Origin of the sequence: Halorubrum sp. SD690R (assembly GCF_005435035.1) — an archaeon.
Classification (GTDB): domain Archaea; phylum Halobacteriota; class Halobacteria; order Halobacteriales; family Haloferacaceae; genus Halorubrum; species Halorubrum ezzemoulense.
The window spans coordinates 133429-155830 of the sequence record NZ_SGTV01000004.1 but is presented as its reverse complement, the minus strand read 5'-3'; the positions used below and the strand labels follow the sequence as shown (position 1 = coordinate 155830).

The 22402-nt window shown below is 71.6% G+C and carries 21 protein-coding genes; 11 read left to right on the top strand and 10 right to left on the bottom strand.

The genetic code is table 11. The features are described from left to right. Positions 1–19 precede the first annotated feature (19 nt). Positions 20–1273: a trans-acting enoyl reductase family protein gene (locus tag EXE41_RS04270; RefSeq protein WP_137690367.1), complete on the bottom strand. Its 1254-nt coding sequence runs from the start codon at positions 1271–1273 to the stop codon at positions 20–22. Positions 1274–1405: 132 nt separating this feature from the next. On the opposite strand from EXE41_RS04270, the gene EXE41_RS04265 reads away from it, so the two are divergent. From EXE41_RS04265 to EXE41_RS04255, 3 genes are all read left to right on the top strand, one after another. Beyond that, positions 1406–1669, top strand: a complete 264-nt coding sequence (locus EXE41_RS04265; protein WP_049929695.1) for a hypothetical protein — start codon at positions 1406–1408, stop codon at positions 1667–1669. After that, the gene (locus EXE41_RS04260) at positions 1662–1871 is read left to right on the top strand and encodes a hypothetical protein (RefSeq protein ID WP_049911035.1); all 210 of its coding nucleotides are present in this window, start codon (positions 1662–1664) and stop codon (positions 1869–1871) included. Before EXE41_RS04265 ends, EXE41_RS04260 begins: the two co-directional genes overlap by 8 nt. 170 nt (positions 1872–2041) lie before the next feature. Further along, positions 2042–3046: an arsenic resistance protein gene (locus EXE41_RS04255; RefSeq protein WP_094520074.1), complete on the top strand. Its 1005-nt coding sequence runs from the start codon at positions 2042–2044 to the stop codon at positions 3044–3046. 60 nt (positions 3047–3106) lie between these two features. Here EXE41_RS04255 and EXE41_RS04250 read toward each other — a convergent pair whose 3' ends face one another. The 4 genes from EXE41_RS04250 to EXE41_RS04235 form a co-directional block, all read right to left on the bottom strand. After that, complete coding sequence (locus EXE41_RS04250; protein WP_137690366.1) at positions 3107–4018, bottom strand: NAD-dependent epimerase/dehydratase family protein; 912 nt, start codon at positions 4016–4018, stop codon at positions 3107–3109. A gap of 89 nt (positions 4019–4107) precedes the next feature. Then, the gene (locus EXE41_RS04245) at positions 4108–5004 is read right to left on the bottom strand and encodes a DUF4097 family beta strand repeat-containing protein (RefSeq protein WP_086215931.1); all 897 of its coding nucleotides are present in this window, start codon (positions 5002–5004) and stop codon (positions 4108–4110) included. Then, positions 4997–5680 (bottom strand): sensor domain-containing protein, encoded by a 684-nt coding sequence (locus EXE41_RS04240; RefSeq protein ID WP_233125175.1) that lies wholly within the window; start codon positions 5678–5680, stop codon positions 4997–4999. The genes EXE41_RS04245 and EXE41_RS04240 overlap by 8 nt, the downstream gene beginning before the upstream one ends. A 112-nt stretch (positions 5681–5792) precedes the next feature. After that, positions 5793–6551, bottom strand: coding sequence for a sensor domain-containing protein (locus tag EXE41_RS04235; RefSeq protein WP_049929699.1), 759 nt, complete (start codon positions 6549–6551; stop codon positions 5793–5795). A gap of 161 nt (positions 6552–6712) precedes the next feature. On the opposite strand from EXE41_RS04235, the gene EXE41_RS04230 reads away from it, so the two are divergent. The 3 genes from EXE41_RS04230 to EXE41_RS04220 are packed head-to-tail and all read left to right on the top strand — an operon-like array spanning position 6713 to position 7718. Then, positions 6713–7069, top strand: coding sequence for a winged helix-turn-helix domain-containing protein (locus EXE41_RS04230; RefSeq protein ID WP_049929700.1), 357 nt, complete (start codon positions 6713–6715; stop codon positions 7067–7069). Then, positions 7066–7449 carry a hypothetical protein gene (locus EXE41_RS04225; protein WP_241987189.1) on the top strand — a complete coding sequence of 128 codons (384 nt, stop codon included), beginning with the start codon at positions 7066–7068 and terminating at the stop codon, positions 7447–7449. Before EXE41_RS04230 ends, EXE41_RS04225 begins: the two co-directional genes overlap by 4 nt. Next, positions 7446–7718 carry a hypothetical protein gene (locus EXE41_RS04220; protein ID WP_049929701.1) on the top strand — a complete coding sequence of 91 codons (273 nt, stop codon included), beginning with the start codon at positions 7446–7448 and terminating at the stop codon, positions 7716–7718. The genes EXE41_RS04225 and EXE41_RS04220 overlap by 4 nt, the downstream gene beginning before the upstream one ends. Before the next feature lie 58 nt (positions 7719–7776). Here the strand turns inward: EXE41_RS04220 and EXE41_RS04215 are convergent, their stop codons facing one another. After that, the gene (locus EXE41_RS04215; RefSeq protein WP_137690365.1) at positions 7777–9141 is read right to left on the bottom strand and encodes a hypothetical protein; all 1365 of its coding nucleotides are present in this window, start codon (positions 9139–9141) and stop codon (positions 7777–7779) included. Between the two features lie 98 nt (positions 9142–9239). Between EXE41_RS04215 and glmM the strand changes: the two genes are divergently transcribed. After that, entirely contained in the window at positions 9240–10580 is a 1341-nt protein-coding gene (glmM, locus tag EXE41_RS04210) for a phosphoglucosamine mutase (protein ID WP_137690364.1), read from the top strand. A gap of 53 nt (positions 10581–10633) precedes the next feature. After that, positions 10634–11842, top strand: a complete 1209-nt coding sequence (gene glmU, locus EXE41_RS04205; RefSeq protein ID WP_049929704.1) for a bifunctional sugar-1-phosphate nucleotidylyltransferase/acetyltransferase — start codon at positions 10634–10636, stop codon at positions 11840–11842. A 78-nt stretch (positions 11843–11920) separates the two neighbouring features. Here glmU and EXE41_RS04200 read toward each other — a convergent pair whose 3' ends face one another. Then, on the bottom strand, positions 11921–14140 hold the full coding sequence (locus EXE41_RS04200; protein WP_094520071.1) for a hypothetical protein: 2220 nt from the start codon (positions 14138–14140) through the stop codon (positions 11921–11923). Between the two features lie 109 nt (positions 14141–14249). On the opposite strand from EXE41_RS04200, the gene EXE41_RS04195 reads away from it, so the two are divergent. Continuing rightward, positions 14250–15413: a GAF domain-containing sensor histidine kinase gene (locus EXE41_RS04195; RefSeq protein ID WP_241987188.1), complete on the top strand. Its 1164-nt coding sequence runs from the start codon at positions 14250–14252 to the stop codon at positions 15411–15413. On the opposite strand, the gene EXE41_RS04190 is transcribed toward EXE41_RS04195, so the two are convergent. The 3 genes from EXE41_RS04190 to EXE41_RS04180 form a co-directional block, all read right to left on the bottom strand. Next, positions 15410–17389 carry a glycosyltransferase family 2 protein gene (locus EXE41_RS04190; protein WP_137690363.1) on the bottom strand — a complete coding sequence of 660 codons (1980 nt, stop codon included), beginning with the start codon at positions 17387–17389 and terminating at the stop codon, positions 15410–15412. The genes EXE41_RS04195 and EXE41_RS04190 overlap by 4 nt on opposite strands. Further along, on the bottom strand, positions 17386–18453 hold the full coding sequence (locus EXE41_RS04185; RefSeq protein WP_137690372.1) for a HEAT repeat domain-containing protein: 1068 nt from the start codon (positions 18451–18453) through the stop codon (positions 17386–17388). Before EXE41_RS04185 ends, EXE41_RS04190 begins: the two co-directional genes overlap by 4 nt. 176 nt (positions 18454–18629) lie before the next feature. Continuing rightward, positions 18630–19010, bottom strand: coding sequence for a response regulator transcription factor (locus EXE41_RS04180; RefSeq protein ID WP_049929707.1), 381 nt, complete (start codon positions 19008–19010; stop codon positions 18630–18632). A gap of 92 nt (positions 19011–19102) precedes the next feature. On the opposite strand from EXE41_RS04180, the gene EXE41_RS04175 reads away from it, so the two are divergent. Together EXE41_RS04175 and glmS are read left to right on the top strand one after the other, a co-directional pair. Next, positions 19103–20278, top strand: coding sequence for a sugar phosphate nucleotidyltransferase (locus EXE41_RS04175; protein ID WP_086215936.1), 1176 nt, complete (start codon positions 19103–19105; stop codon positions 20276–20278). A gap of 2 nt (positions 20279–20280) precedes the next feature. Beyond that, complete coding sequence (glmS, locus tag EXE41_RS04170; protein WP_137690362.1) at positions 20281–22173, top strand: glutamine--fructose-6-phosphate transaminase (isomerizing); 1893 nt, start codon at positions 20281–20283, stop codon at positions 22171–22173. The last annotated feature ends 229 nt before the right edge of the window (positions 22174–22402 follow it).

The window sequence follows — 22402 nt, the reverse complement described above, 5'->3', positions numbered from 1 at the left end:
TCCGCCCGACACGCTTCTTTTACGACTCGCCGACCGCTGCGGTGAACCCCACGTCGCGGAGTCGCTCCGCGAGCGGGAGCCCGATCCCCGACGCCGGCGTCAACACGCCACCGTCGAACGGGGAGTCGACGTCGTCGCGCGCCAGACAGACGGCCGACTCGCCGAGCATCCGCGCCGTCGCGCCGTAGCCGGGGTCTCGGTCGGCCCCGAACTCGGCCTCGACGGTGAACGGCCCGTCAGCGCCCGTCCCGCGGCCCAACACCCGGATCAGGAAGCTCCCCGCTTCCGCCTCCTCCCGCGTCGGCCCCTCGCCGGGGTCGGGGAAGACGTAGCGCCGCAGCGCGTCGCGCACCGGCCCGACCGACATGGCCGCGGAGAACAGCCCGAGTCCGCCGGCGGCGGCGGTCGCGGTCGCCGCGCCGACCGGTCCCGACCCGGTCGGCACGACCTCTCCGCACTTGAACTCGCGGCCCCACGGGTAGCCGAGCAGGGCGTTGCTCCGCCGGACCACGCGCTCGTTCACCGGCGCCATCGGCGACGGGGCGGTCCACTCGCCCCGGAGCGGATCGCGCCGCGGCCAGCGCTGCTCGCCGGGGTCGACGCCGCTCCGCTCGCCGCGGGGGGCCAGCGAGTACGGGTTCCGGAGCGCCTCGCGGGCGAGGGGGTCGGTCGCGGCCGCCTCGAACAGCTCGCCGAAGCTCGCGAGCGTGCCGCCGCTGACGCTCCCGCTCCCGCCGTCGAGGTAGATCCGGACTGACTCGCAGGGCGCGCCGTGGGTCTCCGCCGCGAACGACTGGACGAGCAGCGTCCCGATGTCCGCCGGCACGGAGTCGAACCCGCAGCTGTGGACGATCCGCGCCTCGTTCTCGACGGCGACCTCGTGGAACCGGTCGACCGTCTCGCGCACCCAGTTCACCTCGCCCGTGAGGTCGCAGTAGTCCGTCCCGGCCTCGACGCAGGCCTCGACCAGCGGCGTTCCGTACGCCGTGTACGGGCCGACCGTCGTACAGACGACCTCGGTGTCGCGGGCGATGGCGCGCAGGCTCTCCGGGTCGGTCGCGTCGCCGACGACGACGGGCACGTCGTCCCACGCGTCGCTCCGCCGCGTGAGGTCGTCGACGAGCGCGTCGAGCCGCTCTCGACTCCGCCCGCCGACGGCGAGCGAGAGGGCTTCGGGGTCGTATCGCTCGGTCAGGTACTCGGCCGCGAAGCGCCCGGCGACGCCGGTCGCGCCCCACACCACCACGTCGTGTTTCCGATCCGCGTTCGACATCCATGAGCGCGTACGGGCCGGCCGCCTAAACCAACGGGGGTACGCGTCGCCGGAACCGGGACGCCGCCGAACCCGACGCGGCAGGACGCTGTGACGCGCTACCTCTTTACACTGGCAGCCGCAACGGATCGCATGGCCGTTGGCACTCGGTTATCACTACAGCTCGCCGACTTCGGCACCCGATCGCTCGTCACCCACGCGCTCATGGCGGTGGGGTTCGTCGGCGCGGTCGTCACGGGGTTGTTCGTCGACGGACAGCTCGGCGTCGTCTCGATGGCGGCGTTCATCAACTTCACCGCCGGCTTGTGGATCTGCCAGTCGATCCACTCGCTCGGCAACGCCGCCACCGAGGACGAGTATCAGGGCGTGCTCAAGGAGATATTAAATCGTGTCTAGCGAGCCCGGCATCGACACGGGCCGTTTCGGGCGAACGCTCGTGCTCATCGGCTTCGTCACGACCGTCTTCCTGTTTCTCATCGCCGAGCGCCTCTCCGGCGACACGTTCCGGATCGGCGCTATCGCGATCGGGACGGTGGCGCTGATCACCGCGATCACCGGATTCCTGATCGCCGCTGGCAGCGCAGTCGAGGGGCACTAGCCCGGCCGCGACCCGCGACGCGCCCGTCTCGACAGGAGCAGCCCCCGCGCGCTCGCGTCGCCGCACGCGTCGGCCCGCATCGCCGTGCGCGTCGGGCCGCGCCGGAAATTGTCGGGTCACCCGCGTTCTGCCCGAAATATTATTGTGTAGTAACCACAATAATATACACGATGATACGGCGGTTCCTCACAGGGATCAAGTCGAACCTGATCTACGTCGTGGTCGGGTCGCTGGCGGCGGGGCTGATCGTCGGGCAGTTCACCGGGGCGTCGTTCAAGCGACTCCTCCAGTCCGCGGTGGTCCCCGTGCTGTTCCTGATGATCTACCCGATGATGATCAACATCGACCTCAGGGAGGTGGTGAACGTCCGCAGCCACGCGCGGGTCGTCGCGCTCAGTCTCCTCGTCAACTTCGGGGTCGCCCCGCTACTCGCGGTCGGGCTCGCGCGGCTGTTCTTCGACGGGAGCGTCGGCTACGCGTTCGGGCTCTACTTCATCGCGCTCATCCCGACCTCCGGAATGACCGCCGCTTGGACCGGGCTCGCCAACGGCGACTTGGAGTCCGCGCTCGTGGCGATGGCGGTGAACCTGCTGGTCGCCGTCGCGGTCCTGCCGACGTACCTCGCCGCGCTGATCCCGGCGAGCGTCGGCTTCGACGCCGCCGCGCTGTACGGGCAGCTCGCCCGCGTGGTCGTCCTCCCGATGATCGCCGGCACGCTCACGCGGCGGGTGCTGCTCGGTCGGCTGGGCGCGGACGGGTTCAGGCGACTGAAGCCGACGCTCGGCGGGCTCAGCTCCTTCGGCGTCATGCTGATCGTGTTCATCGCCATGGCGATGCGATCCGAGAGCATTCTCGCCGACCCCGTCGCATCGGGGGCCACGATCGTCCCCATCGTGGCGTTCTACGCGCTCTTGCTCGCCGTCGGGTCGGGGCTCGGACGCGCGGTCCGGGACGCCGCCAGCGGCGTCGCGCTCGTGTACGCCACGAGCATGCGTAACCTCTCGATCGCGGTGGCGGTCGTCGTCGCCGCGCCGGCGGTCCCCGAGACCGCCGTGCTGCCGATCACGTTGGCCTACGTCGTCCAACCGCCGCTGGGCGCGGTGTATATGCACTACCGCCGCGATGTCGCCGACGGCGACGCGTCGCTCTCCGACGCGGTCGCCTCGATCATCTGAGCCGTCGAGCGGCCGGTCGTCGCCGGAGGCCGCGGCCCTCCCTACCGGGCCGTCGTCGCGCTACTGATACGGTTCGCAGACCCTCTCGACGCCCTCCTCGAAGCCGATCTCGGGCTCCCAGCCGGTGGCCTCGTGGAACGTCGAGTAGTCGGCCATCGTGTCGTGGACGTAGCCGTCGAACGGGCACTCGATGTACTCGGGGTCGACGTCCGTCCCGAGCGCGTCGTTGATCATCGCGACCATCTCGTTGAACGTGTACGCCTCCTGGGTGCCGACGTTGTACACGCCCGTCAGCTCGTGGTCGGCGGCGAGCTCGCAGGCGCGGGCCACGTCCGAGACGTGCGTGAAGTCTCGGGTCTGGCTCCCGTCGCCGAACAGCTCGGGCGCCTCGCCGGAGGCGATCGCGTCCGCGAACTGCGCGACCGTGTTCGCGTACTCGCCCTTGTGCTCCTCGTTGCCGCCGAAGCCCTGGTACACCGAGAAGAAGCGCAGGCCGGCCACGTTCATGTCGTGGTGGTTGGCGAAGTACTCGGCGTAGCGTTCGCGGGCGAGCTTCGAGGCCTCGTAGGCGGTGTGCGCCTCCACGTCCATGTCGACGGGCGAGGGCTCGGTGCGGCTCCCGTAGATCGAGGAGGTGGAGGCGTAGACGACCGTCTCACAGCCCGCTTCGCGGGCACGCTCGACAGCGTTGACGAACCCCTCGACGTTGACGCGGCAGCCGCGCTGGGGGTCGTTCTCGTGCATGTTCCGCGAGGAGAGCGCGGCGAGGTGGAAGACGACGTCGACGTCGACGGGGTAGTCGTCGTCGACCACGGAGGCCTCGACGAACTCGACGGCGTCGTCGAGGTTCTCGGCGGCGCCGAGGTAGAGGTCGTCGACGGCGATCACGTCGTTATCGACCGCGAGGCAGTTCGCGAGGTTCGAGCCGATGAACCCGGCGCCGCCCGTGACGAGGACGCGTTTGCCTTGCATGATCGAGTGTCCTCGGAGGCGACAATTCAGCGCTTCGGTTTCGCGCGGGAGCGCAGGTCGCCGCTGTCGACAACGGCGACGCCGACGGCTCACGCCCGGATCGTGATGTCGCCGTCGCGGGTCCGGGCTGTCACCGCGGCGTCGCCGCCGTTGACGGCCGCTCGGAGCCGAGACTCCGTCCGCTCGCGGACGCTGACCGCGCCGCCGCCGTCCGTGACGACGAACTCCCCGTCGTCGGTTCTCGCGGTCAGGGTCGCGCTCAGATCGTCGCCGAGCCGGAGCAGGAGGTCGCCGTCGGTCGACGCGACGACCGCGTCAGACGCCGCGGCGGGCACGTCCGCGACGACGTCGCCGTCCCGCGTCCGCAGGGCGTCGACGCGGGCGGGGTCCCGCGCGCGTATCTCGCCGTCCACGGTCGTCGCCGAGAGCGTTCCGTCGGTCCCGTCGACGAGAACGTCGCCGTCGCGGGACTCGGCGCGCACGTCGCCGCGGGCGTCGGTGACCGACACGTCGCCGTCCGTCGTCGCCAGCGTCGCGCCGTCGGGGACCGACTCCGCCCGCACGTCGCCGTCGGCGGTGCGGACCTCGTCGACCGCGACGCTCGGCGGCGCGCGGATCTCGAGGTCGACGCGGCCGCCGCCGAACCCGACGACCCGCGGCTCGTCCGTCGTCACTTCGAGGCGGTCGCCGACGGTCCGCACGGTCGCGCCGAGTTCGTCGAACGAGACGCGGCCGAGGGCGTGCTTCCGGGCGACGACCGCGATGTCGTCGCGGGACTCCGCGCGGAAGTCGATATCGCCGGTGGCCTCCGTCACGGCGAGCGTCGAGACCGTCGAGGGGTCGACGCTGCGCCGCTCCGTCTCCGTCCGGCGGTCGACGTCGACGACGCCGCTACAGCCGGCGAGGGTCGTTCCCAGTCCAACACCGACCGCGCCGAGCAGTCGCCGCCGCGTCGACGACCCGTCGGCTGCCGAACGGTCACGCATCGGCCGCCTCCGCGGACCGCGCCGCGCCGCCGAGCAGCGCGTCGGTGAGGAAGCCGCCGAACCGGGCGACGCCGTTGGTCACGTGGAGCGACACGAGGACGAGGAGGACGCCGAGGCCGCCCCCGGCGACCGCCTCACCCAGCGTGTCGACCACGTACGGGCCGAACGTGTAGGTGACGCCGGGCGCGTCGTAGAGCGCCGGCGCGGCGAGCAGCGTCGCAGACACCGCGAACGCGGTGACGAGCGCGGTGAACGCGACGACGCCGTAAACGAACTTGAGCCCGACGAGCAGCAGCCCGGTCCACGCCGCCGGCGCGGTGAGGACCCGCTTCGTCGTGCCGATCGCCTCCTCGACCGACCCGAAGGCGAGTTCGATCCCTCCGTCGTCGCCGTCGACCTCGACGTCGAGGAGGTGGTCGGCGAGCCGGCGCTCGAACGAGCTGATACCGAGCGTCACGACCAGCGTCGCGAGGACGATCGGGACGCCGGCGAACGTGACGAGGAGCCCAAGTCCCGTCGAGAGGCCGGTCGTGACGACGGTGAAGTAGGCGATGCCCAGCGGGAACGCTAACAGGAGGTACGCTAGGTTGCGATACGTCTGCGCGTCGAACGGCACACCGACGAAGCGCGCGAGCGCCGCGACCGGTGAGCGTGGGGACCAGCGGTGATCGCTCATGCTGTACCTACCGCTTGCGACCGAGCTCACATATAAAGAATCGAACGCTGCTCAGCGGGCAACGCCACCAAAAATATAAGTACGATGTTTTTCGCAGCGGGCGAACGCCGGGTCAGTCGTCGCTCACCGGCGAGGTGCCAGCGCCGAGCGCGAACTCTGCCCACCGCGCGCAGAGCCAGCCGGCGGCGCTCACGACGTTCAGCCCGACGAGGGCCGCCAGCACGCCGAACAGAGACATGAGGAGCGCGCCCGGCAGCGTCGACACCTCCCACGACGTGAGTCGGACGATGAACGAGACGCCGACCTCGAACTGCTCCCACGGGACGACGACCGACAGCTCCCGACGGATCGGCTCCGGGAGGATGAGCCCGACGGACGCGCCGGGCGCGTCGTAGTACAGCGGCGCCGCCAGCAGCGACGCGCCGACGCTGAGCACGACCGTGAGGAGCGTGAAGCCGGCGACGCCGATGATCAGCTTCGACAGGACGAACAGGAGGGCGCCCCACACGGCGAGGTCGGTCGCCGCGGCGAGGGCCCGGTCGGCGATGCCCGACGCCTCTGTCACCTTCCACGACGGGTCGGCGATGTCGGCGCCGAGGAGCCGACGAGCGAGCACGCGTTCGCCGATCGACACCAGCACCACGCCGCCCAGCGTCGCCGCGAGGATCGGTACGCCGACGAGGAGTACGGAGAGGCTGACACCGAGCGACAGCCCGACCACGGTACAGACGAAGTACGCGATCCCGAGGGGAAACGACAGCGCCAGGTACGCCGCAGCGGCGTAGGTCCGAATCCGGAACGGCGCTGAGAGCACCGCTTCGGCGACCCGTCTGTTCGCGGGGGGATCCGAGAGCGCGTCCGAGAGGGCCATCGGCTGAGTGAAGCGTCGGCCAGCAGCCGTAAGAAATCTCGGTCTCGTCAGCGATCCGACGGTTCTCGTGACGCGGACCGACGCTGCGCGCCGGACTGCGGCGCGACCGAACTCAGTCCTCGGCGGGAAGACTAAGTTTCCCGATTACGAGGTTCGACCGAATGGGCACGGAGGCGTCGGTCGATCCGCGGGAAGTGTACTCGCTGCTCGACGACGAGTACGCCCGGCAGATCCTCATCGAGACCTACGAGGAGACGCGGTCGGCGAGCGCGCTCAGCGAGGCCTGCGACGCCTCCGAGGCGACCGTCTACCGCCGGCTCGAACGCCTCCGCGAACAGGACCTCGTCGAGACGGTACAGGAGGTCGACCCGGACCGCGGTCCCCAGCAGGTGTACGCCGCTCGGCTCAACCGCGTCTCCGTCGACCTGACCGCGAGCGGGTTCGAAGTGAGCGTCGACTACGTCGAGGAGACGGCCGCCGACCGACTGACGCGGCTCTACGAGGAGCTTTCGGGATGATCGGAACGTGGCCCGTGGCGACGGCGCTTGCGGCGGTCACGGAGCAGAGCGTCTCGGTAATCGGGCGACAGAGTCTCCCGATTCAGGTCGACGTGGTCGGCGGCGGCGGTGGGCTCGCCGCGATCACGATCGCCGCGTTCTTCCTGTCGGTGCTGCTCGCGGTGTTCGTCACCTACCGCTTCGCGCGTGGATACCTGCGAACGCGCCGCCGGCCGCTGCTGTTCCTGACGCTCGGGCTACTGCTGTTGGCGCCCCTCCCGATGTTCCTCCGGCTGGCGTCCGGCAACGTCGCGTGGGTGACCGCCACTGAGCGGACCGTGGTCGTGACCGCGAGCAAGCTCTGCGGGCTCCTGCTGATCCTCGGGGTGGTCTACCGGTGACGCTCTCCGTTGTCGCGACCGCGGGCGGGGTCGCCACCGCCTGCCTCGGGGCGTACGTGTCGTACCTCGCCTACGACGGCTGGCGCCGGAACGAGAGCCGGACGATGCTGCTTCTGGCCGTCGGCGTCGCCTGTATCGCGGTCCTCCCGTACGTCGTCGCGTACGGCCTGACGCCGCTGTTGGGGCTCTCCGACGCGGCAACCGTGTTCGGCGTCACCGTGGCGCACCTAATTGGACTCGGCGCGCTGGCGCGGTCGGTGACCGACTGACGCGGTCGGGCGTGCCGGCGGCCCGTCGCCCCCTCGACGGCCGGAGCGCCGCGGCCGATCAGTCGGGGTCGAGAATCGCGTCCCGTAGCGGCGGGAACGCCTCTAACTTGGCGCGCCCGACCAGCGCGTAGAGGTACGCCTCCAACCGTTCGCGCCACATCGGCCGGTCGCGGCCGCCGCCGAACCCGACCTCCGCGACCTGGAGGTCCTCGACCGCGCGGTCGATCTGCGTGACGAGCAGGGGTTCAGGGGCGGAGCCGACGACCGACTCGTAGGTCGCCTGCGCCCGGCGCTTCGCGGCGAGGGTGTGGCCCGAGTCGAACGCGGTGTCGTCCGGCTCGACGACGAGCCGGTCGACTGCCGTCCCGTGGGCACGACGGCGCGCTACCCCGATCGAGAGCGCGACGGTCCGCAACGCGAGCAGGTCGGCGTCGATCGGCGTCCGCCACGGAACGGGCGCGGTCGATCCGAGACACCACCGCGCCAGCCGCGAGTGCGCGAACTCCCACGGCCCGTACTCGTCGACCTCCCTGACGTACCGGTCCCGCACATCGTCCCGGGACGAGTACTCGCGGAGGTCGGCGCGGAAGCGCTCGGCGGCCGCGCACAGCGCCTCCACGTGCGGGCCCGTGTCGCTCCCGAGGCGGTCGAAGAGGGTGTCGCGGTACCGCTCCGCGGTCATGGCGTCGACCTCGCCTCGGAGCAGCGCGGCCGTCACCTCACCTGCGACTTCCGGGTCGACCGCGTCGGCGGAGGCGTCGCTTTCGCCCCCGGAATCGGCGTTTTGCCCTGAGTCGGAATCGTCCGGGAGCGCGCGGGCCGCCAGCGCGCTCGCCGACTGCACCTCGCCCTCGATGCGGACGTACCACCCGAGGTCGCGCGCGGGATCCGTCGTCGGGTAGGGCTTCAGGTCGTCCGCGACCGCCCGCGCGCGGTCCGTCAGTACGGCGGCGCGGTCGCGGAGCGTCGCCCGGTCGACCGCGTCCTGCTCGGCGCGGGCGTACCCCAGCGCCTCGCCCGCGAACTGGAGGCCGTACCGCGCTCGGAACAGGGCCGTGTCGTGGTCGGCCTCGTCGAGCGCCTCGCGGGCGTCCTCGAGCCAGCCGCCCGCATCCGTCGTGATCGGCGCGGCGTCGTCCCCGACGGAGTCCATCTCGGCCCACCGGCGCCGGCTCTCCGCGACCGTTTCCGCGAGCGTCTCGACGGCCTCGCGGGCGTGCGCCTCGGTCACCGGCGGCCGCCAGAGGGCGTCGACCTCCGGCGGGGTCGGGTAATGCGTCGTCGCCGCGTCCGTGATCGAGTCTGGCAGCGCGGTCGGTTCCGTCACGCCGACGACCGCGGTGCCGCCGGCGAGTACCGCGGCGCCGCCGCCGAGCGTCGCCAAGACCGTCCGTCTGCTAACCGAGGAGGGGCCGGGGACCATGCGCGAGGCTGCGGGGTTCGATCGCTAAAAGCCTTGGAGCGATTCCGTTCTGGCCGCCGTCCCGAACCGTCTTTGCGGTGGCCGGCGATCGCCTCGGTATGTTCGGCACCAGCGGCGTTCGCGGCCCGGTCGGCGACGAGGTCACGGCGGCCCTCGCGCTCGACGTGGGGCGCGCGCTCGCGACGGACGGCGCGGAGACGGTCGTGATCGGGCGCGACGCCCGGGACAGCGGCGCGATGCTCACGCGGGCGCTCGCCGCGGGACTCACCGAGTGCGGGAGCGACGTGATCGACGTCGGCGTCGAGGCGACCCCGACGGTTGCGCGGGCGGTCGCCCGGGAGGGCGCGGACGCCGGCGCCGTCGTCACGGCCTCGCACAACCCCGCGCCCGACAACGGTATCAAGCTCTGGACGGCGTCCGGGCGCGCCTTCGGCGAGGACCGGAACGATCGGATCGCCGAGATCGTCGGGACGGAGGCGTCCGACCTCGCAAGCCACGACGGGATCGGCACGGTCGAGGCGCGCGACGCGGTCGCGGGCGGCGACGCGCGACGACGCCACGAGCGCGCGCTGCGCGAGACCGTTCCGCTGCCGGACGACCTCTCTGTCGTCGTCGACCTCGGCAACGGCGTCGGGCGCGTCACCGCCGACGCGCTCCACGCCGCGGGCTGCGACGTCGAGACGCTCAACGGGCAGCGCGACGGTCGGTTCCCGGGGCGACCGAGCGAGCCGACCGCGGCGAACTGCGAGACCGTCTGCGAGGTGGTCGCCGCGACCGACGCCGACCTCGGGCTGGTCCACGACGGCGACGCCGATCGCCTGATGGCGGTCGACGAGCGCGGGCGGTTCGTCGCCGGCGACGCGCTACTCGCGCTGTTCGCCCGCCGCGAGGCCGGCGCGGGCGACCGCGTCGCGGTCCCGGTCGACACGAGCCTCCTCGTCGCGGACGCGCTGAGCGAAGTCGACGCCGCGGTCACGTACACGCCCGTCGGCGACGCGTACGTGGCCGCGGAGGCGGCGAAGCCCGGCGTCGCCTTCGGCGGCGAGCCGAGCGGCGCGTGGATCTGGCCGGACCGGACGCTGTGTCCCGACGGCCCGCTCGCGGCCTGTATCCTGACCGCGCTCGTCGGCGCGGAGGGATCGCTGGCGGCGCTCGTCGACGGCCTCCCCGAGTACCCGATCCGCCGCGACTCCGTGCGCACGGACCGGAAGTCCGAGACCGTCGAGCGCGTCGGCGAGGCCGCGGCCGCCGAGTACGACGACGTGTCGACCCTCGACGGCGTCCGTGTCGAGACGGGCGCGGGCTGGTTCCTCGTGCGCGCGAGCGGGACCGAGCCGCTGGTGCGGATCACGGCCGAGGCGCGCGACGAGGCCGACGCAGACGCGCTGTTCGAGACGGCGCGCGGGCTCATCGATCGAGCGGACGCGAGCCTCGACTGACGCCCCGGATCCGACCGCAGTCAATAAACCTCGGCCCGCCGTCGGCTCCGCACATGTACGGAGTCGTGCTCGCGGCCGGCCGCGGGACTCGGATGCGACCGCTGACGGACCGCCGCCCGAAACCGCTGCTGCCGGTCGGGGACCGCTCGCTGCTCGAACGGGTGTTCGACACGGCCCGCGACGTGGTCGACGAGTTCGTCGTCGTGACGGGGTACCGCGGCGACGCGATCCGCGATGCCGTTGGCGAGTCGTACCGCGGCCGCCCGGTCCACTACGTCGAGCAGGCCGAGGCGCTGGGGACGGCCCACGCCGTCGCGCAGGCCGAACCGGTCGTCGACGACGACTTCCTCGTGCTCAACGGCGACGTGGTCGTCGACGCGTCGCTCCCGGACGCGCTCGCCGAGGCCGGCGCCCCCGCTATCGCCGCCACCGAGGTCGAGGACCCACGGGCGTATGGCGTGCTCTCGGTCGGCGACGACGGAGCGCTCGCCGGGATCGTCGAGAAGCCCGACGACCCGCCGACGACCCTCGCGAACGTCGGCTGTTACGCGTTCGAACCGGAGGTGTTCGAGTACATCGAGGACACCCCGGAGAGCGAGCGCGGCGAGTACGAGATCACGACGACGATCGACCGATTGCTCGGTGACGGTCGGCGGATCGCGGTCGCGACCTACGACGGGACGTGGCTCGACGTGGGGCGCCCGTGGGAGCTGTTGGAAGCGAACGAGCTGGCGCTGGCGGCACTCGACGACGGAACGGCGATCGGCGGTACCGTCGAGGACGGCGTCGAGCTCCGCGGCCCGGTCGTCGTCGAAGACGGCGCGCGCGTCCGCTCGGGCGCGTACGTCGAGGGGCCGGCGCTGATCCGCGAGGGCGCGGACGTGGGGCCGAACGCCTACCTCCGCGGGGCCACCGTTGTTGGACCGGACGCCCACGTCGGCCACGCCGTCGAGGTGAAGAACTCGGTGCTAATGGCCGGCGCGTCGGTCGGCCACCTCTCGTACGTCGGCGACTCCGTGCTGGGCCGCGGCGTCAACTTCGGCGCGGGAACGAACGTCGCCAACCTCCGCCACGACGGCGAGAACGTGCGGCTGACGGTGAAAGGCGAGCGCGTCGACACCGGGCGCCGCAAGCTGGGCGCGATCGTCGGCGGCGGTGCGAAGACCGGCATCAACACCGCCCTGAACGCCGGCGTCAAACTGGGGGCCGGCGAGACCACCGGGCCGGGTGAGTCGCTGACGCGGGACCGGCTCTCCGAATAGGGGGCTCGGAGTCACGGCGCTCGTCGACGCGTGAACCGGGGTCGGCCGCTCGGGACGCCTGCGCGGCGACCGCTCGCGTTATTCTCCGTTCGCGTAGCGCGCGAACACGTCGCCCACGATCCGACCGGACTCCTTGAGCCGTTCCGTGTACGCCGGTCGGTCCCACGTCGGCGGCTCGAACCGGAGGGAGCGCAGGCTCCCGTCAGGGACGCCCGGAACCGCGTGCGTCAGGTTCGTCTCGGCGTCGAGTTCGGCCGCGGTCCCGTCTGCGTCGACCGGGACGTAGGAGGCCGCGGCGACGTCGATCGCCTCGAACGTCTCGTAGTCGTCGAGTCCCTCGCTCCAGAAGTCGCCCAGCCGACGGCGGCGACTCGGGTCGGCGACGTTGAGCAGCTGCCAGGGGAGCCTGACCTCGATCGCGTCGTTCGACGGCGAGACGTGGACGTCAGCGAGCGAGTCGTACCGGTCGGAGTCCGGGTTCCCGTTACCGTAGCGGAGCCGTCCGGTCTCCACCGACTCGAACGGAACGCGCTCGCCGGTCTTCGGAACCGTGTAGCCGCGATTGATCACCAGCCGCAGCGGCGAGAAGACGCCGGGGTCCGGCTCCCGGTAGCGGTCGAGGTCGAGCCCGGCCTCTGCGCCGTACTCGTACGCGAAGGCGTCGTAGCGGGGACGGACGGTCACTCGAGAGGCATCGGGACCGCCGAGGCGGACGACGAAGTCGGCCGGTGCCGCCGCGCCGAGACCGTGCGGGAGCGCTCGCTCGCCCCGGTCGGTGAGCCCGATCGCGAGGAGGTAGTTGGTCGCGTCCCAGTCGACCCCGCCGCCGAGGGCGTCCGCTTCGATCCTGACCGAGAGGTACGCCGCGTCGCTCGTGACGCGGAGCCCAGTCAGTTCGCGGCTCGCGTCCGCGCCGTCGCCGAGCCGGACGGGGTCGCGCTCGGGCGTCGCGGTGGCCGCGTCCGCCCACGCGTCGGCCGACCCGTCGAGCGGAACGGCGCCCGCGGGGTCGAACGCGAGCAGGCCGAACCGCTGTTCGGGCGTCTGGACGTTCGACCAGAACGGCCGACGGTCGGAGTCGGAGAACGGGGCGAGGTTCCACGTCCGCTTGAACCACTCGTCGTGCCAGCTGAAGGCGATCCCGCCGAGCGTGCCGGCCTCACGGATGTCCTCGTACATGGCGGCGAGGATCTCTCCCTGCTCCGTCTCGGTGTGTCGGCCCTGATCGCGGCTGTGAACGTCGCGCTGGGCGATTCCGCGGGAGGCCGGGACGCCGAACTCGGCGACGAGCAGCGGGTGGTCGGTCGCGCCGACGAGGTCGTTCAGGTAGCCGGCGTAGCTGTTCGGCTCGCCGCGGTGGTCGACGTAGTTCGCGTACTCGGGCGTCTCGTTCAACAGCGGCGGGTAGTAGGGGTACACGTGGTACGCCGCGAACGTGCCGGCCTCGGACGCGTCGGTCGCCTGGATCGCGTCGGGGTCGACGGAAACGGAGTCCTCGTCGTGGAACGGCTCGTACGGGTGTTCGAGCGGGTCGGTCGTCACCCAGTTCGTGAACGCCGCCGGGCGCTGCGCGCCGTACTCGTCCGCCTCGTACGCGACGGCGGCGTCGAGGCGGGCCGCGAGCCACGCCTCGAAGGGGCTCGCCGCTGGCGCGGCGAAGAACTCGCCGTCGTAGCCGGTCGCCTCACCGAGCCGGTCGGTCTCCCGAACGACCGCCGGCGGCCACTCGATGCCGACGACGTAGCCGAGGACGGCGTTGCTCACGTCGGCGTCGTACGTGCCGCTGGCGTACCCGGGCTCCGGGTCGATCGTCGTCGCGCCGTGGACGGCGTCGACCACCTGCCGCATTGAGCGGTCAAACGAGGGCGACAGCGCGGTCGCGTCGCCCGCCTCCCGGAGGGTCTCCTCCCCGATCCAGTTGCCGTGGATGACGTAGATCGGGTCCGCGTGCGACCGGTTGTACGCCGCGAGCGCCCGGTAGAACGCGGGCGGGTGGACGGTGTACACCCGGACGACGTTGACGTTCAGCTCGCCCATCAGCCCCAGCCACCGGTCGTACTCGGCGCGAGTGATCGCCGCCTCGCCGGGGAACCGGCCGGGCTTGGCCATCCCGAGGTTCACGCCGCGGACCGACAGAGAGTCGAACGCCCCGCCGTCGACCGCGACCTCGAACCCGTCGTCGCCGACGCGGAACCGGCGCGGCGGGCCCTCGCTCAAGCCGAGACCGCGGAAGCCGCAGCCGGCGGTCCCGACCGCACCGGCGACCCCGACGCGACCGAGGAATCGGCGTCTGCGCATGAGGGCACGTGTCGGCGGACCGGAATAAGGCTGTCTTCGGCCCGGTTCGAGATGCGGTTTTATGCCGGACCCGCGACAAACCGGATCCTAGCCAGCGACCCGCTTCACCATGGTATCTGACACGTCCCGTTCCGAACCGTTCAAGAGCCTGCTACAGCTGACCGCGACCGACCAGTCGACCGAGGAGCGCCTCCTGAAGGCGATAGACGTCGGCCGGGAGTACCTCGGCGTCGACAACGGCGTGCTCTCGTACACCGGCGAGGGGCGCTACGAGGTGGTCGAGACGAACATCCAGACCGGCCCCTATACCCAGGGGGGCGTCGTCGACCTCGACGGGACGTGGTGTCGCCACGTCGTCGAAAGCGGCGAGGCGATGGGCTTCGCGGACGCGAGCGAACCCGAGTACCGCGACGACCGCGCGCTGGAGACGACCGGGCTCCACTGCTACGTCGGCGCCGAGGTGACCGTCGACGGAGAGACGTACGGAACGCTCTGCTTCTCCGACGACGTTCCGCGAGACGACCCGATCACGGACGCCGAGCGCGACTTCGTCTCGGTGCTCGCGCGGTGGGTGAGCACCGAGCTCGAACGGCGGAAACACTACGCGGAGCTGCGCGAACAGAACGAGCGCCTCGACGAGTTCACCGGGATCGTCGCGCACGACCTCCGGAACCCGCTGTCGGGGGCCATCGGCTTCGTCGAACTCGCGCAGGAGCGCGTCAGCAGGCAGACGGCCGAGTTCCTCGACCGCGTCCGGGGGGCGCTCGACCGGATGGAGTCGATGATCGCGGAGTGCCTGATCCTCGCGAAGGAGGGCGCCGACGTGGGCGAGCGGAGTTCGGTCGCGCTCGAACCCCTCGTCAGAGAGGCGTGGGACACGGTCCAGACGCGCGACGCGACGCTGACGGTGGACGTGGCCTCCGAGACGGCTATCGTCGCCGACGAGATGCGCCTCCGACGGCTCTTCGAGAACCTCTTCCGCAACAGCGTGGAACACGGCGGGCCGGGCGTCTCGGTGACCGTGACCGGCGACGCGGACGGCTTCGTGATCGCGGACGACGGGCCCGGGCTCCCGCCGGCGGTCGAGGCGGCGCTCACCGCGGCCGACGCGGAGAATGTCAAGTCGTTCGGGCTCGGGCTGTTGGTCGTCCAGCGCGTGGTGACGGGCCACGGCTGGGACCTCGCCGTCGACAGCGACGACGACGGGACGCGGTTCGCCGTGAGCGACGTCAACGCCGCGGAGCCGGTCCACGAGGCGCTGCGCTCGGACTAACTGCCCCCGTCGAGGACCCAGACGAACCCCTCGTCGCCGGCGCCGTCCAGGGGGTCGCGAGTCCAGACGAATCCGCCGTCAGCGGGGCCGAGCGACAGGTCGGTGACCCAGACGAACCCGCCGTCACCCACCCCCTCCGAGAAGTCGGTCGTCGCCGCGAGCCGCGCGGATCCGTCGTCGTCGAGCGCGATGACGAACCCCCCGTCGCCGGCGCCGAGCGGCGGGTCGGTAACCCAGACGAATCCCCCGTCGCCGACCCCCTCCGAGAAGTCGGTCGTCCAGACGAATCCCCCGTCGCCGGCGCCGGCGGTCAGCTCCCCGCTCGGGACGAACCGGCCGGTGCTCTCGTCGGCCGCGACCCCGGCGAGCCAGCGGAACCCGTCCGTGTCCGACGCGTCGACGAGCCGGTCGACCCAGACGAATCCGCCGTCGTCCGCCGCCGCCGCGGCGGCACCCGTTTCGGACGCCGAATCGTCCGGTCCGGCCTCTGAGTCCGTCGCCGCGGCCGTTGCGACACCTGGCCCGGCGGCGCCCACCGCCTCGGCGCTGTCGGTCCCCGCATCGCCGAAGCCCCGCCGCTCCATGGCGCCCCACGACTGGTCGCCGCGGAGGTACTCGATCAGGCCGTGCCATGCGACGATCGTCTTCCACTGGCGGTAGCCGAAGTTCTCTAACACGCCGTACCAGAGCAGTCGGAGGACTTCCCACGGGGACTCGTAGCGGTTGTAGCTCCACACCTCGCTGAACACGCCGAACCAGGAGAGGAACACGCCGGCGCCGACCGTGAGCAGCAGGAAGAGGAGGAAGAACTCGACGTTGAGGATGCCGAGGTACCACCCCAGCGGAAGCAACACGTAGCCGAACCCCTCGATGAGCGGGCCGAGCGCCTCGGCGGCGGTGAAGAACGGTAACACGACCGTGCCGACGCGACCGTACGCCCGACGGAAGAACATCCGCCGGCTCGCGACAACGGTCTCTATCATGCCGCGGTACCAGCGCCGCCGCTGGCGCCCCAGCGTCCGGAGCGTCTCCGGGACTTCGGTCCACGCGACGGGCTCCGGGACGAACTCGATCCGGTAGTCGATGTCGTTGTCCGAGAGGTGTTCGTGGAGGCGGATCACCACGTCGAAGTCCTCCGTGATCGTGTCGTGGCGGTAGCCGCCGATCTCGCGGACGCGGTCGGTCCGAAACACGCCGAACGCGCCGGAGATGAGGATCAGCCCCTTCAACCGGGCGAGTCCGAGCCGCCCCGAGTAGAACGCCCGCAGGTACTCCATCACCTGAACGCCCGCGAGCCCGGTCTTCGGGAGGTTCACCTCCTTGACCTGTCCGTCCTGAACGACGCACTCGTTCGCCACACGGATCGTGCCCCCGCTGGCGACCGTCCGCGAGGGCTCCTCGAGGAACGGCGCGACGACGTCTAACAACGCGTCGCGGTCGATCACGGTGTCCGCGTCGACCGCGCAGAACAGCTCTTGGTCGGTGAGCCAGACGCCGGCGTTGAGCGCGTCGCTCTTCCCGCCGTTCTCCTTGTCGACCACGAGGAGGTTCTCGTGGGTCGCGGAGCGGTACACGCCCCGGATCGGCTCCGAGGGCACGTCGTACGGCACCTCGGCGTCGACCGGGCGGAGCCCGAACGCCTCTTCGAGCCGTTCGAGCGTGGCGTCCGAGGAGCCGTCGTTGACCACGACGATCTCCTGGTCGGGGTAGTTGAGCGCGAGCATCGAGCGCACGCTCTCGACGATGCTCGCCGCCTCGTTGTACGCCGGCACGACCATCGCGACGCCGGGGTAGAACGGGCTGTCGAACGCGCGGAACGACGGGGTCCACTCCGACTCGCGGACGCTGTCCCGGAGCTGGACCAGCGCGAGCACGTGGATCAGCAGGTAGCCGACGTTGATCAGCAGGTAGTACGTGACGATGAACACGCCGGACCCGACGACGAGCGTCGTCCCGAGGGCTTCGAGCGTCGTCATCCGCGCACCTCGTCGTGGAGCCGGTCGCGGTCGCGGGAGATGTCTCGCGCGAGCCGATCGAAGCGGGCGTGCTCGACCGCCCACGCCCACGCGACGTCGAATGCGGCGGTCTCGTCGACGGAGCGACCGTTGGCGGACGCGGTTCGGTCCGCCCCGAGGTCGGCGCGCGGCGGGTCGTTCGGGTCCACCGCTTCCGCCGAGGTCCGCTGTGAGACCAGCGTCTCGGCCGCGGTGACCCGCGCCCGCGCGTCGGGGTCCGCGGTCCCGGCGGCCTCGATCGCCGCGATCGCCTCCGCGTCCCCCCACGTCCCGAGCGCTCGGTACGCGCTCGCGCGGACCGGCGGGGTCGGGTCGGCGGCGATCGCGGCGAGGTCGACGGTGTCCCTGACCGCCCGGTTCCACCCGTACGCGCCCAGCGCCCGCCACGCTGCCGACCGGACGCTCGGGTGGGGGCTCGACAGCGACCCGACGACCCACGAGAGATCGGCATCCCCGACCACGGTGGTGAGGTGGCGGACGACGAGCAGCGCCTGCCGCTGGAGCGCCGGCGGCCACCTCGCGAAGTCGGCGGCCGCCCGCTCGAAGAACGGGCTCGGGTCGCGCTCGGCGACGCGGTACAGCGTGTCGACGCCGAACACCGAGAACGACTCCGGCTCGTCGCGGAGGAGCAGGTCGACGCCGGTCGTCGCGCAGTCGTCCGTCTCGGCCGCGTACAGTATCCGAGCGGCCGCGGCGCGCTCCCGCGGCGTCTCGGTACAGTGCGTTTTGAGCAGGTCGCGGTCGGGCGCGTCGCGGAGCAGGGCGAGCCAGACGAGCGCGTGGGTGCGGTCCCAGTAGCCGCCGTTCGCGATCTCGCGGCGGGCCCGCTCGTGGACGCCCAGTGCTCGCCCGAGTCCGGCCAGCGCGTCGGCGTCGCGACCGTCGAGCTCGCGGAGGTACACGTCGAGCAGCGACTCCAGTTCGTCCCGCTCCGCCGCCGAGAGGCCGGCGACCCACTCGTCCCACGCCGGGTCGTCGCGGCCGTAGAGCCGGTCGAGGAGCTCCGACCGCAGCGCGGCGCGCATCGGGACGCGACGCCGGCGTCGCCGGGCCGCGAGAAGCGAGTACCCGAGCGTGAGGACCGCGGCCGCGAACAGCAGCGAGCCGAGCACGACGACGGCGAGCGAGAGCGTCCCCGACTGAGGACCCACGAGCGGACCGTACACGGACGTCGCCGTAGTCGGGGCCGCGAGCGGCACGGTTACGCCTCGACCAGTCGGTCTATCCGGGCCAGCAGTTCGTTCGGGCTGAACGGCTTCGTGAGATACTCGTCGGCGCCGGAGTCGAGCCCCTTCAACACGTCGGCCTCTTGGCCGCGCGAGGTGAGCATCACGACGGGGACCTCGGGGTCGACCGCGAGCTCGCCGCGCCGGATCGTCCGTAGCAGCTGAGTACCCTTCATCCGCGGCATCATCACGTCGAGGACGACCACGTCGGGGGCGGCGTCGGCCTCGTCTAACGCCTGCCGGCACTCCTCGCCGTCGAGACACACCGTTAGGTCGTACCCCGCGTTCGACAGTTTGTACTGGAGGATCGACCGGATCGTCTCGTCGTCGTCCGCGATGACGGCCGATTTAGCCACGTTAGGAATACGTTCGGTTGGCCACTTTACTTTTCGGCACCGACGCTCGGTCCCGCGAACGATTTAAATCGCGGCGGACGGACCGTTCCCGTATGGGAAGCGAATCCGTGACCGCGGTGATCCTCGCCGCGGGCGAGGGACGGCGCCTGACGCCGCTGACGAACCGGCGGCCGAAGCCGATGGTGCCGGTGGCGAACCGGCCCCTGCTCGAACACGTGGTCGAGGCGATCACGGCGACGGCGATCGACCGGATCGTCCTCGTCGTCGGCTACGAGCAGGAGCGCATCCGGAACCACTTCGGCGACGGCGACGACTGGGGGGTGACGATCGAGTACGTCGAGCAGTCGACCCAGCTGGGAACCGGCCACGCCGTGTTACAGGCCGAGCCGGTCGTCGACGGCCCGTTCGTCGTGCTCAACGGCGATCGGATCGTCGACCCCGCCGTCGTCTCGCAGGTCCGCGACCGGGCGATCGACGACGACCTCCCCGCGATGGCCGTCACGACCGCCGCGAACCCGCGCCAGTACGGCGTGGTGACGCTCGACGGCGACCGCGTGACTGACATCGACGAGAAGCCGGAGGGGGCCGTCGAGACGAATCAGATCAACGCCGGCGTCTACGCCTTCTCCCCGGCCGTCTTCGACGCGATCCGCGAGACGCACGTGGCCGGCGAGCTGGCGATCACGGCGACGCTCGACGACCTCGCCGCGACCGAAACGCTGTCCGCCGTCCGGTACGACGGCCGCTGGCTCGACGTGTCGAACCTATGGGACCTCCTGACCGTGAACGCGGCACTGATCGGCGATTCCGGGGCGTCGGACGCCGACGGTCCCACCTTCGGCGACTCGGTGACCGTCGCCGACGACGCAGCGCTCGCGGGCAACGTCCGCGTGGGCCCGAACGTGACGATCGGCGGCAGCACCGCGGTCGGCAGTAACGCGACCGTCGAGGCGGGCGCGGTCGTGGAGAACGCCGTGATCTTCCCCGACGCCGTGATCGGCGCCGGGGCGGTGGTCAGGGACGCGATCGTCGCCGGCAACGCCCGGATCGGTCCGAACGCGACGGTCGCCGGCGGCCCGGCGACGGTCGTCGTGGGCGACGCCGTCCACCGCGGCGTTGAGCTCGGCGGCGTGGTCGGCGACAACGCCACCGTCGGGAGCGGCGCGACGCTCGCCGACGGCGCGGTCGTCGGCGACGACGTCACCGCCGACGCGGGGGTCGTGATCGACGGGCGGATCGAGTCGGGCGCGGTCGTTCGGAGGGGATAACGATGTGTGGAATCACCGGCTACATCGGCGACGGTATCGCGCTGGACGACGGAGAGTCGGCCGCGAACGACGGGGCGACCGGCGACGCCGCGGGCGACGGGGGCGGGTTCGCCCGCGTGGGCGACATCGTCCACGAGGGGCTCCGCAATCTAGAGTACCGCGGCTACGACTCGGCGGGGGTCGCGCTCGTCGGCGAGGCGAGCGGGCTCACCGTCGCGAAGCGGTCGGGCGAGGTCGACAACCTCACCGTGCCCGACGTGGCCGACGCGGCGCTCGGGATCGGGCACACGCGCTGGAGCACGCACGGTCCGCCGACGGACGAGAACGCCCATCCGCACACCGACTGCGTCGGCGACGTCGCCGTCGTCCACAACGGGATCGTCGAGAACCACGAGGCGCTCAAGACGGAGCTGTCCGACCACGAGTTCACGAGCGACACCGACACCGAGGTCATCCCGCACCTGATCGAGGAGGAACTCGCGGCGGCGTCGGGCGGCGGCGGCCTCCTCGACGCGGTGCGAGCCGTCGAGAGCCGGCTGGAGGGGAGCTACGCGATCTGTGCGGTCCGCGATGGCGACGACCGGATCGTCGTGGCGCGCCGGGGCAGCCCCCTCGTATTGGGCCACGACGAGGACGCCACCTTCGTCGCCAGCGACGTGACGGCGTTCCTCGAACACACCCGGGACGTGACCTACCTCGAAGACGGCGACGTGGCGTCGCTGTCGGCCGAGGGCGTCGAGGTCTACGCCGACGGCGAGCTGGTCGACCGCGAGACCGAGACGGTGACGTGGGAGGCCGACGCGGCCGAGAAGGGCGGCTACGAACACTACATGCGGAAGGAGATCCACGAGCAGCCGGAGTCGCTGCGCCAGACCATCGCGGGACGGCTCGACGTCGACGCCGGTGACGCCGACCTCGACGTCTCGTTCCCGCCGGGCTTCCTCGCCGACCTCGAGGAGATCCAGATCGTCGCGTGCGGCACCTCCAACTACGCGGGCCGCTACGCCGCGCAGCTGTTCGAGGACCTGTCCGGCGTGCGCGCGACCGTCGAGACCGCGAGCGAGTACGAGTTCGGCGCGGGCCGCAGCGCCGACCGCACGCTCGTCGTCGCCGTGACCCAGAGCGGCGAGACCGCCGACACGCTCGGTGCGATCCGCCGCGCGAACGCGGCCGGGGCGCGGACGTTCGCCGTGACGAACACGCTCGGCAGCACCGTCACGCGCGAGGTGGACGACACCGCGTTCATCCGGGCCGGCCCCGAGATCGGCGTGGCCGCGACGAAGACGTTCGCCTCGCAGGTGGCGACGCTGACGATGCTCGCGGTGGCGATCGGCCGCGAGCGCGGCGCGCTGGCCGCCGCCGACGCGCGCCCCGTGCTGGAGGGGCTCCGCGACCTCCCCGGTGCGGTCCAGCAGGTCCTCGACAACGAGGACCGCGTGCGTGAGGCCGCGACCGAGTACGGCGACAGCGAGGCGTTCTTCTTCGTCGGCCGGAAGCTCGGCGTCCCGGTCGCGCTGGAGGGCGCGCTGAAGCTCAAAGAGATCTCCTACGACCACGCCGAGGGATTCCCCGCCGGCGAGCTGAAACACGGCCCGCTCGCGCTCGTGACGCCCGACACGCCCGTGCTGGCCGTCTTGACCGACGGCGCGCGCGCCGACGAGACGATGAACAACGTGACCGAGGCGCAGACGCGCGGAGCGCCCGCGATCGGCTGCGTCTCCGCCGGCGACGAGTACAGTACGCTGGACGTGTCGCTTCCGGTCCCGGACGTTGGGATCGCAGAACCGCTCGTCGCGAACGTCTACCTCCAGCTGTTCGCGTACCACGTGGCGAACGATAAGGGCCGATCGATCGACAAGCCGCGGAACCTCGCGAAGAGCGTCACGGTCGAGTAGCGCAGTTTCGGCTCTTTTCGGCGGCGCTTGTTCCGCGGTGTTTGCTCCGTTCGACACGCGGTGTTTGCTCCGTTCGACACCCGGCGTTTGTTCCGCATCGACACCCGGCGGTACCCGAGGTTCGAACCGGCGTCGAGCCGGCATCGGGCCGGTGAACCGCAGAAATCGGCGCCCAGAAAGTCAGTCGCTACTCCTCGTCCGGTTCCTCGTCGCGGCCGTCGGAGAGGCG